The following is a 16732-nucleotide window of genomic DNA, read 5'->3' as shown; positions in this document are numbered from 1 at the left end:
CGAGACCTAATTGCTGCGCGACTGTTTGCGCGCGCCTGCCGCGAAGTGACGTTGCGCAGGTAGAACATAAGATTCCCGGCCTTGGGGAAAGCGCTGGAACCGAGGAGGTCCCTGTGAGCAGGTTTACCCAAAAGATGTTCCGCAACGCCCGCGAGAGCACCAAGGGCATGGTCACCGGTGAGCCGCACACCGCGGTCCGACACACCTGGGGCGAGGTGCATGAGCGCGCCCGCCGGATTGCCGGTGGGTTGGCTGCGCTCGGGGTGGGTCACGGCGACGCGGTCGGTGTGCTGGCCGGCGCCCCGGTCGAGATTGCCCCGACTGCCCAAGGGCTATGGATTCGCGGCGCCAGCCTGACCATGCTGCATCAGCCCACCCCCCGCACCGACTTGGTTTTGTGGGCCGAGGACACGACGACCGTTGTCGACATGATCGAGGCTAAGGCGGTCGTCGTCTCCGACCCGTTCCTCGCGGCCGTGCCAGTGCTGGAAGAGCGCGGCATCACGGTGCTGACCGTTGATCAGCTGCTGGCGTCGGACCCGATCGACCCCATCGAGACCGGGGAGGACGATCTGGCGCTCATGCAATTGACGTCAGGATCCACCGGATCGCCGAAGGCAGTCCAGATCACCCACCGCAACCTCTTCGCCAATCTCGAGGCGATGTACATCAGCGCGGAGTACAACGAAGAAACCGACGTGATGGTCAGTTGGCTACCGCTGTTCCACGACATGGGCATGATCGGGTTCCTGACGGTGCCGATGTACTTCGGCGGCGAGTTGGTCAAGGTGACACCCATGGACTTCATGCGGGACACGCTGCTGTGGGCCAAGCTGATCGACAAGTACCAGGGGACGATGACGGCTGCGCCCAACTTTGCGTACTCGCTGTTCGCCAAGCGGCTGCGAAAGCAGGCCCAGCCCGGCCAGTTCGACCTGTCCAGCTTGCGCTTCGCACTTTCCGGCGCCGAGCCAGTTGAGCCGGCGGACGTCGAGGACCTCTGCGACGCTGGCGCGCCGTTCGGGCTGAAGCCGCAGGCAATCTTGCCGGCCTACGGCATGGCCGAGATCACCCTCGCCGTGGCGTTCTCCGAATGCGGCGCCGGCTTGGTCGTCGATGAGGTGGACACCGACCTTATGGCCGCACTGCGCCGTGCGGTGCCGGCCAGTAAGGGCAACACTCGCCGGCTGGCGTCGCTCGGGCCGCTGTTGCAGGGTATCCAGGCACGCATCGTCGACGAGGACGGCAACGTGCTGCCGTCGCGGGGTGTTGGAGTGATCGAGCTGCGCGGCGAATCGGTCAGCCCCGGCTACCTCACGATGGGCGGGTTCATGCCGGCCCAGGATGGGCACGGCTGGTATGACACCGGCGACCTCGGGTATCGGATGGAGAACGGTCACGTCGTGGTATGTGGTCGCGTCAAAGACGTCATCATCATGGCCGGCAGGAATATCTACCCGACCGACATCGAGCGAGCGGCGGGCCGCGTCGAGGGTGTGCGGCCGGGTTGTGCGGTGGCCGTACGGCTGGACGCCGGTCACTCGCGGGAAACCTTCGCCGTCGCCGTCGAGTCGAACAACTTTGAAAATCCCGCCGAGGTGCGCCGCATCGAGCACCAAGTAGCTCACGAGGTGGTCGCCGAGGTTGATGTGCGGCCGCGCAACGTCGTCGTCCTCGGTCCGGGGACCATACCGAAAACGCCGTCGGGCAAGCTGCGCCGGGCAAACTCGGTCACCCTGGTCACGTAGCGCCGCACAGACGCCTCACAGCCGCCCCAGAAACGGATCAGCGTGCCGCTACGCGTCGGCCTTGTGCGCGATGATGAGCGTGTAGCCGATCCGCCCGGCCTTGACCGCTTCGCGTGCGAGTGCGGTGAAGGCGAGAACCGAGTCGGGTGACACGTCGTTGTCGGCGAGAACGGTGGGCGCCATGATGCGCAGAGCGGTAATCCGGGCGTCGACGCGGTCGATCATCGCCAACAGACTCCCGTCGTGTGACTCGACGTGCCGGGTGGACAGTCCCGCCCTGGCGAGGATGTCGGTGTAGTCGCTGATCGAGCGTGCGTCGGCGATGCAGGCGACCCACGCCGTGAGTGTCGTCAGCTCCTGCGGGAGGCCGGCGTCGGTGACGGTGACGTCGGTGATGCCGGCCAGTCCGCCGGGGCGCAGGATTCGCGCGAGCTGGCGGGCTGCGGCGTCCTTGTCCGGAAAGGTGCAGAGCGCGCATTCGCACACCAGCGCGTCAAACGTGTTGTTGGGCAGCGGCAATTCCTCGGCGTCGCCGTGGTGGAATCGTACGTGTTGACTGAGCCCGCTCTCGGCGACCGCGATTCGGGCGCGGTTCACGTTGACCTCGCTGATATCGACGCCGTCGACGGTCACGTGGTATTCGCTGGCGAGCAGCGTGGCCGTGGCGCCAATCCCGGACGCGATGTCGGCCACCCGCCGGCGTTCGCCGGCCGAGCGCAACCCCAACCGACGGGCCAGCTCGCGGGTCAACGCCGCACCCCCGGGATGATAGGAGTCGCCAAGCAGGAGCGCCACCACGTCGCGGGAATACGCCTCGGCGCAGCATGCCTTGATCGTCTCGGCTGGCTCGGTCATTGGCGTACGGCTCGGCGTCCGGTGTTCGTGGCATCGCGCGTAGTTCCGTTGCGCTGCATGCCGTCCGAGTCGGCCATCTTGGATCCGTGAGGTGAGTCGGCGAGCATCGCGGCCAGCGGCGCAGCGTTAGGCACAATATCGGGCACCGCAACGCCGGTGAGCTGCTCGCGGACCTGCTCCCGGTATCCGACCGAGTTGTATGCGCAGAACGGGATCAGCCGCCCGTCCGGGGTGATCTGCTGCACGCAGCACTTCATCAGCTGTTTGACGTTGAGGGTGTATGGATCCTGGAAATCCTGGATCACGACCGCAAAAACCCGATCGGTGAGATGCTGCAGCGCCTCGGGCAGGTCGACGCCGCACGCGTCGGCGCAATTGAGCGCTCGCGCCGCTTTTTCCAGCGGTCGTGCGGTTTCTTCGGTGCCCAGCACCGCGGAGGCGGACCACAGCTTTTCAAGCGCCTCGCGGATCGCTAGATCGGGGATGACCCGGTTGGAGACGTAATCAAGATAATCCTCGACATCGAGCAGCCGCGGGATCGCGACCGCATGCTCACCATCGGTGAGTAGGTAGGTGATCGATCGGCAGGTCGGAAAACAGCACGGCACCGGGAAGAAGTCGCTGGCGGCAAACCAATCCGGCAGCTGTGCGGCAATGCCGGCGATGATGTCGGGGTTGGTCAACCGGGTCAATGGGTCGAACTGCACATGCCGGCCGGCGTGGGTGACCGGCTGAAACACCACCGACTGCACCGCGGGTGCTGCCATGCCGTGGCGAATAACGGCACCGAGTTCATGCTCGTTCACGCCCCGCTCCACAGCCGCGACCAGAGTGACGCTGAGTGTCGCCGCCGCGCAGTTGTCAAGGGCGCGCTGCTTCACTTCCCGCAAATCACGGCCCCGCAGCTGGCGGTGGGTTCCCTCGTCGAGCCCGTCGAACTGCAGGTAGATGTGAACGGGGCGGCCGGGGCGGTTGCGTTCGGCGAGCTGATCGATGAAGCGCCGGTCGGACGCCAGCCGGATCCCGTTGGTATTGATGACGACCGTCCTGATCGGTCGCGCCTGGGCGGCGTCGACGAAATCGAGGATCTGCTTGTGAATGGTCGGTTCGCCGCCGGAGAACATCACGACTTCGGGCTCGCCCTCGGCCGCCACGAGGGCGTCCAGCATCCGCTCACAGTCGGCCGCGCTGATCGCGTATCCGTCGCTGTGGTGACCGGAGTCGGCGAAGCAGATCGGGCAGTCCAGATTGCAGCCGCTGTTGACCTCGATCAGACCCAGGCAGGCGTGCTGTTTGTGATCGGGGCACAGCCCGCAGTCGCTGGGGCAGCCGTCTCGGATTTCGGTCTGAAAATGCAGCGGGATCGTGCCCGGCTTGTTGAAGCGGGCGGAATCCATGTACATCTGGGCGTCCCCGTAAACCAGGGCCTCGAAACGGCCGTGGTCATGGCATCGCTTGCGCAGGAACACCTTGCCGTCGCGGATGTTGACCTGCGCGTCCACCACCACCTTGCACACCGGGCAGATGCTCTTGGTGTATTCGACGAACACCTCATCGCTGTCCCGCTTCACCGTTGTCACCCGATGCCCTCACTTCCTTGTGGCCGTGCAGCTACCCCATCACCGCGCGTTTCGGGCGCGGTAGCCAAGTGTCAGCCGCCGGACAATCCACCCGTTCCCACCGACACCTCACTGCGCACGAGCGCGCAACCCGTCCGGGTCGGTGATCTCGATGACGGCATATCCGACACTGACCAACCGATCCCGCTCAAACTCTTTGAGGATCTTGTTGATCGACGGACGCTGCGCCCCGAGCATGGCCGCCAGGGTCCGTTGGGCAAGTTCGACACGCATCTCGGTGGCCTCGTCGAGCAGGAGCTGGGCCACCTGCGCGGGCAGGGGCCGGCCGAGCAGTCCAATCAACCGGGCTTGGCCGGCCGAAACACGTTGTGCCACACTCGACAGCCACCGTCGGGAGATGGCCGGATGAGTGGCGAGGAGCTGCTCGAAAGCGTTCCGGTCCAAGAACAGGCACGTCGAATCGGTCAACGCGCGGGCTGTATAGGCCAGTGGCATGTTGAGCAATAGGGGAATGTCACCGTCGACGTCGCCGGGGCGAAGAACATCCACGACAGCGCGCCGTCGCCCAGAGCCAACCGCGAGTTCGATCAGGCCCTGCCGGACAACCCATACCCCGTTCGCATCATGGTCGGCAGAAAACACCACCGTCCCAGGAACGAATTCCACCGCCCGAAGTGTCCCGGCGAGTGCGGACAGGTCATCGGAATGCAGTGGTGCCGATGCGCCACGGCCGACGCAGCGCGCAATCCACGCGGCGTGGCGCATCTGGGCCTCGGACGCGTGCGGACCACCGCTCACCGCGTGCATGAGATGTCGGATCGGGCCCACCGGCCGGTCTGACATCATTCGCCGAGGTCCTCTCTAGGCCCTCCTAGACCTTCCCCGACTTTCCCAGACTTTCCCCGACTTTCCCAGACCTGCTCAGACCTCCGAGGCCGTCCGGGCAGGGAGGCGATGCTGTCATCGCGCTGACAATTGTTCCCGAGTTGCGCCCGTCCGTGGTTAGCTGCCCCACAAGGATGCCGAGCGAATCGACATCAGGGAGCGACGAAGGTCAACCGAGCTGATGGTCCAATGGTCTGGTTCACCGATACGGGGCTGGCCCCGATGATGTCTTGTCGCTTCCGCAGTTCCCGCTGCCGCAGCGTCGTCCGCATCGAATACCGAAGGGAGCAGCATCTATGTCGTTCGCATCACGCCCGGTAGTCGCCCGGCTCGTCGCCGGCGCGGCGGTCGTCGCTTTCCTGGTGGCTGGCTGCACCGGCGGAAGTGACGGTGGCACCGGGCAATCAACGAGTGCAGCGGCGGCCGGCGATGCTGAATCGGCACATGCGCCGCGGGCCGTTTCGACGACGTTCATCAGCTACGCCTCCGGCCAAAATTTCGAGGCGACGGTGGATGCGTTGCACAAGGCGGCCGCCGACAACGGGATGATGATCGTCGGCGATGTCAATCAGGACGCCGAGCTGGCGGCTACCGGACTGCAATTGCCCGGTGCGCACAGTTTCTTTGTGGGCAATCCGAAGATCGGCAAGACATTCTTCGAGTCCACGCAGGCGATCGGCGCGGTGATTCCGGTGCGGGTCAGCGTCTGGGTGGACGGCGATGGTCCAGCGCACATCAGCTACTTTGATCCAGCGCCGGAGTTCGCGGCCGTCGATCCGGATCTTGGCGATGGCGGACAACAGGTATCGCAAGCGATCCGCACGATTGCCGAAGCCGCGGCGGGCGGCGGCGGCCCAACGACAACAACCGCGGTCGAGACGACGTTCATCACGGTCGATGCGGTGGGTTCGTTCGAAGCAACGATTGGTTCGCTGCATGATGCGGCCGCCGAGCACGGGATGACCATCCTCGGCGACGTGAACCAGGAAACTCGCCTGGAGGCGATCGGGCTGCAATCGCAGCGTGCGCACAGTTTCTTTGTCGGTGATCCGCAGATGGGCACGACGCTTTTTGGCGCCACTCAAGCGATCGCCGCGGTGGTTCCCGGGCGGGTGCACGTGTGGTCTGACGGCCGCAGCCCCGCGCACATCAGCTACTTCGATCCCGCGCCGATGTTCACCGCGGTCGATCCCGCGCTGAGCGATGCCGGACGGCAGCTATCGCAAGAAGTCCACGCAATCGCCGAAGCCGCGGCGAAACAGTAGACCGGGAGCAGCATATGAGTCGTGCCGGCTATGTCGATGGGGTCGAGGTGTTGTGGCGGCCGGGATGTCCGTTCTGTGTGAAGCTGCGTCATGGGCTGCGTCGACGCGGCATCCCAACGACCGAGATCGACATCTGGAAGGACCCGGGTGCCGCCGAGCGTGTCCGCGCGGTCACCGGTGGTGACGAAACCGTTCCGACGGTGTTCGTCGGCGGCGTGGCCCTGGTCAATCCGAGTGTGCGCGAGGTCGCTGCCGCGGTGGCACGTGAGTTCCCCGACCGCGCTAGCGAGATGCTCTCGAGTCGACGTGACCGCGGGCGGCCGCGCTGGTGGTCACGGGTGATCCGCGCCGTGCAGGGCGGTGAGACCGCCTGACCGTTGGTGACGATCTCCTCGTCGAGTGACATGCTGCCGTCCAGCTCGCAGTACTACTCCCGGGGTTTACCGATCATCTGCCGCCGCCCGACGGTCGGGCAGCGCGATCAACCCAGTGACCACGTCGACGAGATCGGCACCGATCACATCGGCAGCGGTGAAGATCTTCGGGTAGTGCTTCTCCAATCGCGCGGCCCAGCCCGTGGTCAGCCCGGCCGCATGTGCGCCGTGGCAGTCGAAGGCGTGCACAGCCACCAACGCCACGTCGTCGCCCGAACGGCCGATGCGTGACAGGGCGTGCTGGTAGACGGCGAGCCCCGGCTTCCACATCCGTACTTCGGCCACGCTGATCACCCGATCGACGAAGCGGTTGAGCCCGGTGCGATCCAGGAATGCCGCGGTGGCCTCGCTGGCCCCGTTGGTCAGGCATACCATCGGTAGCCCGGCATCTGCCAGGAGCCTCATCGCCGGTTCGGCATCGGGTTGAGCCGGCAGCGACCCCAAGCCGCCGAGAATGTAGTCCACCTCGTCGTCGCCGATATGAGCGCCGCCAATGACACGCAGCGCGGACTCGGCCACCGTAGGGAACGGCTGATAGCCACCGGCAAGCGTCAACGCCATACCGTCGCGCAACATCCGGTCAAACCACCGCTCTACCGCGGAGGAAGGCAAACCCGTCTCGACAAAGCGCCGGCGCAACGGTTCCAACGTCATCAACGTCTCGACGACATCGAAGACGACGGTGTGCGGGCGATGAACCACCGGGGGCTCCTCTCGGGGGCTCCTCTTCGCAACCAGGGTGACACAGCGTGCGGGGCTTGGGTGTTGTCGGCGCCGTGACAGGGCTGGGATCGCCGTTGCGCACACTGTCAGCGGGCTGACAGACAGTCGGTCAGGGGTGCGCCCTGGGTCGGTAGGGTGGGGCGATGGCTACCCAATTGTCCAGCGGTGCAGCCGTTCCAGTACGGCGCCTCGAGACCATCACCGGCCAGTCGGTGGAGGTTCCTGCGTCGACCGGACGGACACATCTGCAGTTCCGGCGGTTCGCAGGCTGTCCGATCTGCCATCTGCATCTACGTAGTTTCGCCGACCGGCATCCAGAGGTTTCCGACGCCGGCATCACCGAGGTGGTGTTCTTCCACTCGCCGGTCGAGGAGCTGCGGGGCTATCACACCTTGCTGCCGTTCGCGGTGATCGCTGATCCCGACCGCGTGCACTACCGCGAATTCGGGGTCGAGACGGGATTGCGCGCGGTGGCCGATCCACGATCGTGGTGGGCCGCGATGCGCGGCGGGACGGCGATGTTGCATCGCAACGATCCCGACCGGGCCGGTGTCACGCTGGGCGATGGCAGCACACACTTGGGTTTGCCGGCCGACTTTCTGATCGATCCCGATGGAACGGTGGTGGCCGTGCACTATGGTCGTTACGCCGACGATCAATGGTCGGTAGCTGAACTGCTGAACATCCAGCGTTCGCTTGGTAGCTCTCGATGATCGCGAGCTACCTGCGATCGATGGGCGCCGTCGCGGTTGCCGCGCTGGTGCTCGTCGCGTGCGGTTCGCACTCGGAGCCGTCAGCGGCGTCGCCGACCGCATCGGGGGTCGTCGGCCAAGGGCCTATGGCCCGAACGGTTCCCGTGCAGCTGCAGTTCACCGCCAAAACCCTTGATGGGCAAGATTTCCGCGGGGAAAGCTTGTTGGGCAGGCCGGCGGTGTTGTGGTTCTGGGCGCCGTGGTGCCCGACGTGTCAGGGCGAAGCGCACGGTGTCAGCGAGGTCGCGGTCTCGCACCCGACCGTGACTTTTGTCGGTGTCGGCGGGTTGGATCAGGTGCCGGCCATGCGCGAATTCGTCGACAGGTACTCGGTGAACGGATTTACCCAGTTGGCCGACACCGATGGGTCGGTCTGGGCGAAGTTCGGCGTCACGCAACAACCCGCGTATGCGTTCGTTCGGTCCGACGGCGGCATCGACGTCGTCAAAGGGCGGGTGTCGGAGGCGGACCTGACCGAGCGGGTAACCGCCCTAGCGAACCAGTGATCGACACCACCGCCATCGGATTCGCTCTCGGGGCGGGGTTGGTCGCAGCGCTGAATCCGTGCGGCTTTGCCTTTCTGCCGGGTTATCTGAGTTTGGTGATCGCGGGCGGCAACGAGGAGTCGTCACGCGCGGTGGTGCTGGCCCGTGCGGGAGCGGCAACCGTGGCCATGTCCGCCGGATTCGTCACGGTGTTCGGCATCTTCGGGGTGCTGATCTCGCCGTTGATCGCCTCCGCGCAGCGCTACCTGCCGTTCGCTACCGTGATCATCGGCGCACTGCTGGTGACGCTGGGGGTGTGGCTGTTGGTGGGAAAATCGCTCACCGTGATGCTGCCCAAGGCGTTTGTGGGTACGCCCACCGCGCGGCTGCGCTCGATGTACGGCTACGGCGTGGGCTACGCCATCGCCTCGCTGTCATGCACGATCGCGCCTTTTCTCGCCGTGATCAGCATGACGTTCAAACGGGGATCAATGTTCACCGGTGTCGTGGCCTTCCTTGCGTATGCCACCGGAATGGCCATCACCGTCGGGGTGGCCGCGCTGGTTGTTGCCCTTGCTGGCTCCGCTGCGGCGGGCGGCCTTCGCCGAATTCTCCCGCATGCCAGCAGGATCGCCGGCGCGATCGTCTTGTTGACCGGGCTGTACGTCGTGTATTACGGCTACTACGAAATCCGCCTGTTCTTCACCGACGCCAGCCCAGATGACCCGATCGTCAGGACCGCGGGGTTAGTGCAGGGTTGGCTCGCACGCCATGTCGACGCCCTAGGTATTTGGCCAATGCTTGGCGCGCTGGTTGTGCTGACTGCGATCGCGATCGGGTGGGGCGCAGTGCGCCGGCGCGGCGAGCGCTCGTTGCCGGCCGATGATGGCGCCCGCTGACAGGGCCTCGCGGTGTGTTTCTCGCACTGGAACTACCAGGCGTGGACGCGGTTTTGCGCTGGCTCGAGTCCCACGTCGACGAGCAATTCGGCGGCGTCGGCAGCCTCCTCGCAGATCGTGGCGACCTCGGGTCGCTCCGCGGCGGTGAAGTTCTCCAACACGAATTTCGCGGGATCTTTGCGTCCAGGCGGCCGGCCGATCCCGATGCGTACCCGCTGAAAGTCTTTGGTACCCAGCGAAGCCGCCACTGAACGCAACCCGTTGTGGCCGCCCTCGCCGCCGCCCAGCTTGAGCCGGATGCGACCGAACTCGAGATCGAGCTCGTCGTGGATAACGATGATGTCGGCGGGGGGCACCGAGTAGAACTTCGCCAGCGGTCCCAACTGGCGACCTGACTCGTTCATGTAGCAGCGTGGCTTGGCCAATACCACCGGATGTCCGGCGAGCCGGCCCGCGACGACTTCGGCGCCGGAACGCTTGTGCGCCTTGAATTTCGAGCCCAGCCGGGCGGCGAGAAGGTCGGCAACCATGAATCCGAGGTTGTGCCGGGTCCGGGAGTAGTTTTCTCCCGGGTTGCCCAGGCCGACCACCAGATGAGGCCACCGCCTGGTTGTGGGGGCGGGTTCGGCCACGTCCTGAGCCGCCTACTCGGACTCGTCTGCGGCGCCGGCATCGCCGGCCGCTGCGCCCTCTCCCTCGGCAGCTTCCTCGCCCTCGGCTTCGGCCTCGCCCTCGAGTTCTTCCGCGGTCGGTGCGTTCACCACGTTGACCACCAGCAAGTCGGGGTCGGAAGCGAGGGTCACGCCAGCCGGCAACGCGATCTGCCCGGCGGTGACCTGGGTGCCTGGCTCGGCACCCTCGATGGATATGGTCAGTTGCTCGGGGATCGACAACGCCTCAGCCTCGATCTCGATAGCGCTGGCGTCCTGAGTGACCAGAGTGTCGGGCCCGGCCTCGCCCTCGACGACCACGCTGACCTCGACGACGACCTTCTCGCCGCGCCGCACGACCAGCAGGTCGGCGTGCTGGATGGTGTGGCGGATTGGGTGGATATCAAGCGCCTTGGTCAACGCCAGCTGCTCCTTGCCGCCGATGTCGAGGGTCAGCACCGCGTTCGTGCCGGAGTGCCGCAGCACGGCCGCGTAGTCATGTGCGGGCAACTCAAGATGCTGCGGATCGGCGCCGTGACCGTAGAGGACCGCCGGAATCTTGCCATCGCGCCGGGCGCGCCGCGAGGCGCCTTTGCCGGTCTTGGTACGCGTGGTGACCGTCAATTCGTTGGCCACCGAAGACCCTGAAGACTTAGCCATGTGTCGCTCCTGTGTGAATCGGGGCACGGCCAGGATCGCGACAACACGCCGGTCTCCGTCGATAACGGTGTCCTGGGGCATTCGGAGGTACTTCGGGAGCACACCGAACCGCCAGCCACCCTCGCCGTGACGCCCGACAGGTTAGCGCATGAGCACCTCAGAGGGGAAATTTGGTACCTGTGAGCTGCTCTGACTGTTCCCAGAGCGCGGCGGCAGTGTGGGCGCTTTGCGCCTGTTTGCTGCGGCCAACCGGTTGGGTGCGGCCGACAAAACCGAACTTGGGGCCGACGAACGTGTTCCCCGGCAAATCCATCGACGCCGCATACAAGGTTTGTCGGGCGCCGAAATCGGCGTCGGTGGACACCACCCGGGTGCCTGCCGACACGAGTGCGTCGCGGAACTTGTGCCCGGAGTGCCCTTGCAAGTTCGTGTGCGAGTATCCGGGGTGAGCCGCCAGCGCCCGCACCGGCGAACCCGCGGCCTCGAGACGTCGCTGCAGCTCGCTCGTGAACAACAGATTGGCGAGCTTGGACTGACCGTAGGCTAGCCACGGCCGGTATTGCCGGGACTTCCAGTTCAGGTCGCCAAGACTGATGCTGCCCATCCGGTGCAACATCGAGGACACCGTCACCACCCGTTCGGTGAGCTTCGGCAGCAACAGGTTGGTCAGCGCGAAATGACCAAGGTGGTTGGTGCCGATTTGGCCCTCAAAACCGTCGGCAGTCAACGCGTACGGCGTCGCCATGATGCCGGCGTTGTTGATCAGGACGTCGACGCTGTCCACCTGTTCGGCGAACCGCCGCACCGAGGACAGATCCTGCAGGTCGAGTTCACGTACCAGGACCGGGCCAGTTGTGGCACCGCGCATCTGTTGCGCGGCGGCCTCACCCTTGGCGGTGTTGCGCACCGCCACGATGACTGTCGCCTCCCGGCGGGCCAACTCGCGGGCAGTCACGGCGCCGAGGCCGCTGTTGGCGCCGGTCACGATCACCGTGCGCTCGGTGAACGACGGCAAGTTGGCGGCTGTCCATTCGGTCATGGGTGTCCATTTTAGTGATTGGCGGAGACGCTGAATCCGGCGATGATCGCCTCGATGTCGTCGGACTGCGAATAGGCTTCGGTGGCCAGGCTGGTAACGGTGAGCTGGATCAGGTATCGCTGGTTGGCGGGCGGCGCGCTGGTGGCGATGACGATCCGGTTGAACGAATGCAACCGCTTACCGGCGAGGTCGTAACTGCCTTCGACCATCGCCGACGGAAAGCCGTTGAAGTCGGCGGTCGAGGCGTCCAGCTGGTTGAAGTTCTTGGACAGCTGGGCATCGGCGTTGCCGTGTTTGATCGCTTCGGCAATATCGAATTCTCCGCGCAACATGAACACCATCAGCATGGCCGTCGGATAGTCGTCGCCCTTCGAGATCATCGCCGTTTCTGGCGTGATGTTCTCGTTGGTGTACGTCGACCAGCCGGGTGGCGTCGGGAGGGACACGGAGAGGTCGGTCAGCTCGCTTGGCTCCACCTGCTTTCCGGCGACGCCGACACTGGCGAGATAGCTCCATATGGGTTCGGGCTTTTCCGTCGTCGTCGGGGCGACGCTCGTCGTCGAAGTCGTGGTCAAGATCGACTGGAAATCCGGGGATTTCGGTGCGCACGCGGCTGTCGGAATCGCCAGTGCGGCTACCGCGGCACAAGCGGCGAACTGCTGCGCGACCCGGCTGCGTGCTGGGTGGGTCACAGAATCTCGCGGACAGTGTCGACCGGCCTGGCCAGCCGGGTGCCTTTCGGTGTGACGACAAATGGCCGTTCGATCAGGATGGGATGTTCTGCCATGGCGTCGAGCACCTCGTCATCGGTCGCGGTGGCGAGGTTGAGTTCGTCATACAACGGTTCGCGTTTGCGTACCGCGGCGCGTGCCGTGATTCCGGCATCGCGAATCATGGTGGCCAGCTCGCTCCGGGTCGGCGGAGTCTTGAGATACTGGATTACTGTGGGATCAAAGCCATTGTCCCGCAATAGATCCAGCGTCTTCCGGGACGTGCTGCAGCGCGGGTTGTGGTAGATGACTGCGTCGTGCGGCGCGCCGCTCGGGCCGGCCGGCATCTAGGCATCTCCGTCGAACAGGCCTGTCACCGAGCCGTTCTCGAACACCGCCCGGATAGTGCTGGCCAAGAGCGGTGCGATGGACAGCACCGTAAGCGCAGCGAAGCGCTTCTGTTCGCCGATCGGGAGGGTGTTGGTGACGATCACTTCCCGGGCGCCGCATTGTGCCAGCCGCTGCGCGGCCGGGTCGGAGAGCACACCATGGGTCGCCGCGATGATCACGTCGCCGGCGCCGTCGTCTTTCAGCAGCTGCACCGCCCCGGCAATGGTGCCTCCGGTATCGATCATGTCATCGATCAGCACACAAGTATGGCCGGCGACGTCACCGACGACGCGGTTGGACACCACCTGGTTGGGCACCCGCGGGTCACGGGTCTTGTGAATGAAGGCCAGCGGAACGCCGCCGAGTGCATCGGCCCATTTCTCAGCGATGCGCACCCGGCCCGAGTCGGGGGAGACCACCACCATGTTGCCGTCGGGGTAGTTGTCCCGGATGTAGCCGGTGAGCAGATTCTGGCCTCGCATGTGGTCGACGGGTCCATCGAAGAAACCCTGGATCTGGTCGGTGTGCAGATCCACGGTCACGATCCGGTCGGCACCGGCGGTCTTGAGCAGATCGGCGACCAACCGCGCCGAGATCGGTTCCCGGCCACGGTGCTTCTTGTCCTGTCGGGCATAGGGATAGAACGGCATGACCGCGGTGATCCTCTTGGCGCTTCCCCGCTTGAGCGCATCGATCATGATCAACTGCTCTATCAGCCAGGTGTTCACTGGTGCCGGGCACGATTGCAGGACGAACGCGTCACAGCCACGAACCGATTCGTGAAACCGCACGAAGATCTCGCCGTTGGCGAATTCCCGCGCCGTTTGCGCGGTGACGTGGACGTCGAGTTCTTTGGCTACCTGCTCGGCTAGCTCCGGGTGGGCGCGGCCACTGAAGAGCATCAGGTTTTTGCGGTTATCGGTCCAGTCGTGGCTCAACGTGCCGCCCTCGCCGTTGGGGATCGAAATGGATGACCCATGGTAGTAAGCGAAGCGCCGGGAATTGTCGCCGGGTAGCCGGGAGGCGAACTCACGGTGTCTGATCGGATCCGGGTCTGTGGGTGCTCTCCTGGGTTTCCTGTGCGGACGCTCTCCCTGAGCCCCTCTCTGAGGCCCTCTCGGCGGCCTGAGCCGCGTCGCTGTTGGGCCGTCGGCGCTGGACCCAGTCTTCGATGTTGCGTTGCGGCCCCGCGGACACCGCGAGCGCTCCGGGTGGGACGTCTTCACGCACCACGGTGCCCGCGCCCGTGTAGGCGCCGTCGCCGATTGTCACCGGCGCCACGAACATGGTGTCCGACCCGGTGCGCACGTGCGATCCGATGCTGGTGCGCTGCTTGGATATGCCGTTGTAGTTGACGAACACGCTGGATGCGCCGATATTGCTGTGCTCGCCGATGTCGGCGTCGCCGACGTAGGTCAGATGCGGCACCTTGGTGCCGGTGCCGATGGTCGAGTTCTTGGCCTCCACGAATGCGCCGAGCTTGCCGTCGCTTCCCAATACCGTTCCCGGACGGAGATATGTATACGGGCCAACTGTGGCGCCGACACCGATCGAGGACGATGTGCCGTGGGTGCGCACGACGGAGGCATTGTCGCCGACGGTGACGTCGGTCAGGGTGGTGTCCGGGCCGACGACACAATGACCGCCCAGCCGGGTGCGGCCGAGCAGCTGGGTTCCGGGGTGGATGACCGTGTCGCGCCCGATAGTGACGTCGACATCGATCCAGGTGCTGGCGGGGTCGATGACGGTGACGCCGGCCAGCTGGTGGGCGGCCACGATGCGGCGGTTGAGTTCGGCGCCCAGTTCGGCCAATTGGACGCGATTGTTGACGCCGGCCACCAGGGCGCTGTCGTCGATGTGGCGGGCATGTACGACCTGGCCGTCGCTGCGCAGGATCGAGATGACATCGGTGAGGTAGAGCTCCTGTTGGGCGTTGTTGGAGCTCAGCCGGCCCAGCGCCGATCGCAGCGCGGCGATGTCGAAGGCGTACACGCCGGCGTTGACCTCGCGGATCTGGCGTTGTGAGGGCGTGGCGTCGGTTTGTTCCACGATCGCCATCACTTCATGGTCCTGGGTGCGCAGGATCCGTCCATAGCCGAAGGGATTGTTCAGCGTGGTGGTCAGCACGGTCACCGCAGCCGATGTTGTGCTGTGCGTGGTGATCAAATCGGCGAGGGTGTCCGCGTCCAGCAGCGGAGTATCACCGGCGGCGACGACGACGATCCCGGAGTAGGCATCGGGCAGCGCGGAAAGTCCGCAGAGCACCGCATGTCCGGTCCCGAGCGGCCGATCCTGCAACGCCACATCGATGGTGCGACCCAAAGTGTCGGCGAGCTCGCCGACCAGCGGGCGGATGCGCTCGTGATCATGCCCGAGCACGACGACCAGATGCTGCGGCGCCAGCTTGGTCATGGTGTGCAGGGAATGAGACAGCATGCTGCGTCCACCGAGGGTGTGCAACACCTTGGGGGTGTCCGATCGCATCCGGGTGCCCGGTCCGGCCGCTAAGACCAGGACCGCAGTATCACCGCGAAATGTCATCGACTCTCCTTAGGCCTGGGCGCACAAGTCGGGCGCGGCTCCCACCTGTGCCGGAGTATTTATCCAGATCGACCACACGCCGTCAAGAGTGTCATTTCGTGCATGCTCGCGGCAACGAGCCGGTCCATAGGGAGTGATTCCGTCAAGGGCTCCGTCGCCAGGACTCGAACCTGAACTTTCTGAACCAAAATCAGAGGTGCTGCCGATTACACCACGACGGATTGCCCACGCTGGTGCGGGCAGTGGGTCGACCAATGCTGGCTGTCGCCACCATATGTGACTTTAGACGGTGAACCCGCCAGTGGTGACCTCACCGCATCGGGCGGTCCCACCGCACGGGTTGCCCAGCGGTTTTGGGTGACGGGTCGAGCGTGTCCGGCACCGCAACCGATACCCTGTTGGCGTGGCGGTGCCCGACAGAAGGCCCGATGGTAGGCCGGACAAAGAATCGCGCGCGCCGCGCGCCAGGATGACCGGTAGCGAGCGCCGCCACCAACTCATCGGGATCGCTCGTTCGTTGTTCGCCGAACGCGGTTACGACGGGACCGCGATCGAGGAGATCGCCCAGCGGGCCAACGTATCCAAACCGGTCGTCTATGAGCACTTCGGTGGCAAAGAGGGCCTCTACGCGGTGGTCGTCGACCGCGAGATGTCGGCCTTGCTGGACGGGATCACCTCGTCGCTGACCAACAACAGATCGCGAGTGCGTGTCGAACGGGTGGCGCTGGCCCTGCTGACCTACGTGGAGGAACACACCGACGGATTCCGCATCATGATCCGCGACTCGCCAGCCTCGATCAGCTCGGGCACCTATTCCAGCCTGCTCAACGACGCGGTAAGCCAGGTCGCCTCGATCCTGGCCGGTGACTTCTCCCGGCGCGGCCTAGACCCCGACCTCGCCCCGCTGTATGCGCAAGCGCTGGTCGGATCGGTGTCGATGACGGCGCAATGGTGGCTCGATGCACGGGAGCCGAAGAAGGAAGTGGTCGCCGCGCACCTGGTCAACCTGGTCTGGAACGGCCTGACGCATCTGGAAGCCGATCCGCGACTCCAAGACGAATAGGCGCCCTCCCAGCCGGGGATTCGCCGGGATCCGCCAATGATCCCCTGGCCGAC

General features: G+C 65.2%; 18 protein-coding genes and 1 tRNA gene. 7 read left to right on the top strand and 12 right to left on the bottom strand.

The window, feature by feature from the left end; genetic code table 11:
- Nucleotides 1-113 precede the first annotated feature (113 nt).
- Nucleotides 114-1748: a fatty acyl-AMP ligase gene (locus F6B93_RS17860; protein WP_211696262.1), complete on the top strand. Its 1635-nt coding sequence runs from the start codon at nucleotides 114-116 to the stop codon at nucleotides 1746-1748.
- A gap of 48 nt (nucleotides 1749-1796) precedes the next feature.
- On the opposite strand, the gene F6B93_RS23080 is transcribed toward F6B93_RS17860, so the two are convergent.
- From F6B93_RS23080 to F6B93_RS17850, 3 genes are all read right to left on the bottom strand, one after another.
- Nucleotides 1797-2603 (bottom strand): class I SAM-dependent methyltransferase, encoded by an 807-nt coding sequence (locus F6B93_RS23080; protein ID WP_246540830.1) that lies wholly within the window; start codon nucleotides 2601-2603, stop codon nucleotides 1797-1799.
- Nucleotides 2600-4183 carry a radical SAM protein gene (locus tag F6B93_RS17855; RefSeq protein WP_246540829.1) on the bottom strand — a complete coding sequence of 528 codons (1584 nt, stop codon included), beginning with the start codon at nucleotides 4181-4183 and terminating at the stop codon, nucleotides 2600-2602. The genes F6B93_RS23080 and F6B93_RS17855 overlap by 4 nt, the downstream gene beginning before the upstream one ends.
- A 108-nt stretch (nucleotides 4184-4291) precedes the next feature.
- On the bottom strand, nucleotides 4292-5026 hold the full coding sequence (locus tag F6B93_RS17850) for a Crp/Fnr family transcriptional regulator (protein WP_211699585.1): 735 nt from the start codon (nucleotides 5024-5026) through the stop codon (nucleotides 4292-4294).
- A gap of 338 nt (nucleotides 5027-5364) precedes the next feature.
- Between F6B93_RS17850 and F6B93_RS17845 the strand changes: the two genes are divergently transcribed.
- Together F6B93_RS17845 and F6B93_RS17840 are read left to right on the top strand one after the other, a co-directional pair.
- The gene (locus tag F6B93_RS17845; RefSeq protein ID WP_211696261.1) at nucleotides 5365-6333 is read left to right on the top strand and encodes a DUF302 domain-containing protein; all 969 of its coding nucleotides are present in this window, start codon (nucleotides 5365-5367) and stop codon (nucleotides 6331-6333) included.
- Between the two features lie 14 nt (nucleotides 6334-6347).
- Entirely contained in the window at nucleotides 6348-6707 is a 360-nt protein-coding gene (locus F6B93_RS17840) for a glutaredoxin domain-containing protein (RefSeq protein ID WP_211696260.1), read from the top strand.
- A 66-nt stretch (nucleotides 6708-6773) separates the two neighbouring features.
- On the opposite strand, the gene F6B93_RS17835 is transcribed toward F6B93_RS17840, so the two are convergent.
- Entirely contained in the window at nucleotides 6774-7469 is a 696-nt protein-coding gene (locus F6B93_RS17835) for an HAD family hydrolase (RefSeq protein WP_211696259.1), read from the bottom strand.
- A gap of 164 nt (nucleotides 7470-7633) precedes the next feature.
- On the opposite strand from F6B93_RS17835, the gene F6B93_RS17830 reads away from it, so the two are divergent.
- From F6B93_RS17830 to F6B93_RS17820, 3 genes are read left to right on the top strand one after another with little or no spacing between them, the layout of a single operon-like run.
- The gene (locus F6B93_RS17830) at nucleotides 7634-8203 is read left to right on the top strand and encodes a peroxiredoxin-like family protein (RefSeq protein ID WP_246540828.1); all 570 of its coding nucleotides are present in this window, start codon (nucleotides 7634-7636) and stop codon (nucleotides 8201-8203) included.
- Nucleotides 8200-8748: a redoxin domain-containing protein gene (locus F6B93_RS17825; protein WP_211696258.1), complete on the top strand. Its 549-nt coding sequence runs from the start codon at nucleotides 8200-8202 to the stop codon at nucleotides 8746-8748. The genes F6B93_RS17830 and F6B93_RS17825 overlap by 4 nt, the downstream gene beginning before the upstream one ends.
- Complete coding sequence (locus tag F6B93_RS17820) at nucleotides 8745-9626, top strand: cytochrome c biogenesis CcdA family protein (protein WP_211696257.1); 882 nt, start codon at nucleotides 8745-8747, stop codon at nucleotides 9624-9626. The genes F6B93_RS17825 and F6B93_RS17820 overlap by 4 nt, the downstream gene beginning before the upstream one ends.
- Nucleotides 9627-9658: 32 nt before the next feature.
- On the opposite strand, the gene pth is transcribed toward F6B93_RS17820, so the two are convergent.
- The 8 genes from pth to F6B93_RS17780 all read right to left on the bottom strand — a co-directional run bounded on the left by pth (nucleotide 9659) and on the right by F6B93_RS17780 (nucleotide 15837).
- Nucleotides 9659-10258, bottom strand: a complete 600-nt coding sequence (pth, locus tag F6B93_RS17815; protein ID WP_211696256.1) for an aminoacyl-tRNA hydrolase — start codon at nucleotides 10256-10258, stop codon at nucleotides 9659-9661.
- 12 nt (nucleotides 10259-10270) lie between these two features.
- The gene (locus F6B93_RS17810) at nucleotides 10271-10936 is read right to left on the bottom strand and encodes a 50S ribosomal protein L25/general stress protein Ctc (protein WP_211696255.1); all 666 of its coding nucleotides are present in this window, start codon (nucleotides 10934-10936) and stop codon (nucleotides 10271-10273) included.
- A 157-nt stretch (nucleotides 10937-11093) separates the two neighbouring features.
- A complete protein-coding gene (locus F6B93_RS17805) occupies nucleotides 11094-11975 on the bottom strand; it encodes an oxidoreductase (RefSeq protein WP_211696254.1) in 882 nt (293 codons plus the stop codon).
- A gap of 11 nt (nucleotides 11976-11986) precedes the next feature.
- On the bottom strand, nucleotides 11987-12667 hold the full coding sequence (locus F6B93_RS17800) for an LpqN/LpqT family lipoprotein (RefSeq protein ID WP_211696253.1): 681 nt from the start codon (nucleotides 12665-12667) through the stop codon (nucleotides 11987-11989).
- Entirely contained in the window at nucleotides 12664-13032 is a 369-nt protein-coding gene (gene arsC / locus F6B93_RS17795) for an arsenate reductase (glutaredoxin) (RefSeq protein ID WP_211696252.1), read from the bottom strand. Before arsC ends, F6B93_RS17800 begins: the two co-directional genes overlap by 4 nt.
- A complete protein-coding gene (locus F6B93_RS17790) occupies nucleotides 13033-14013 on the bottom strand; it encodes a ribose-phosphate diphosphokinase (protein ID WP_211696251.1) in 981 nt (326 codons plus the stop codon).
- A gap of 91 nt (nucleotides 14014-14104) precedes the next feature.
- Entirely contained in the window at nucleotides 14105-15616 is a 1512-nt protein-coding gene (gene glmU / locus F6B93_RS17785) for a bifunctional UDP-N-acetylglucosamine diphosphorylase/glucosamine-1-phosphate N-acetyltransferase GlmU (protein ID WP_211696250.1), read from the bottom strand.
- Nucleotides 15617-15765: 149 nt separating this feature from the next.
- Nucleotides 15766-15837 (bottom strand) — tRNA-Gln (locus F6B93_RS17780).
- A gap of 248 nt (nucleotides 15838-16085) precedes the next feature.
- On the opposite strand from F6B93_RS17780, the gene F6B93_RS17775 reads away from it, so the two are divergent.
- Nucleotides 16086-16679 (top strand): TetR/AcrR family transcriptional regulator, encoded by a 594-nt coding sequence (locus tag F6B93_RS17775; RefSeq protein ID WP_211699583.1) that lies wholly within the window; start codon nucleotides 16086-16088, stop codon nucleotides 16677-16679.
- Nucleotides 16680-16732 lie beyond the last annotated feature (53 nt).

Origin of the sequence: Mycobacterium spongiae (genome assembly GCF_018278905.1) — a bacterium.
Lineage (GTDB): Bacteria > Actinomycetota > Actinomycetes > Mycobacteriales > Mycobacteriaceae > Mycobacterium > Mycobacterium spongiae.
The sequence above is the reverse complement of the archived record's forward strand: the minus strand, read 5'-3'. Positions and strand labels throughout refer to the sequence as shown.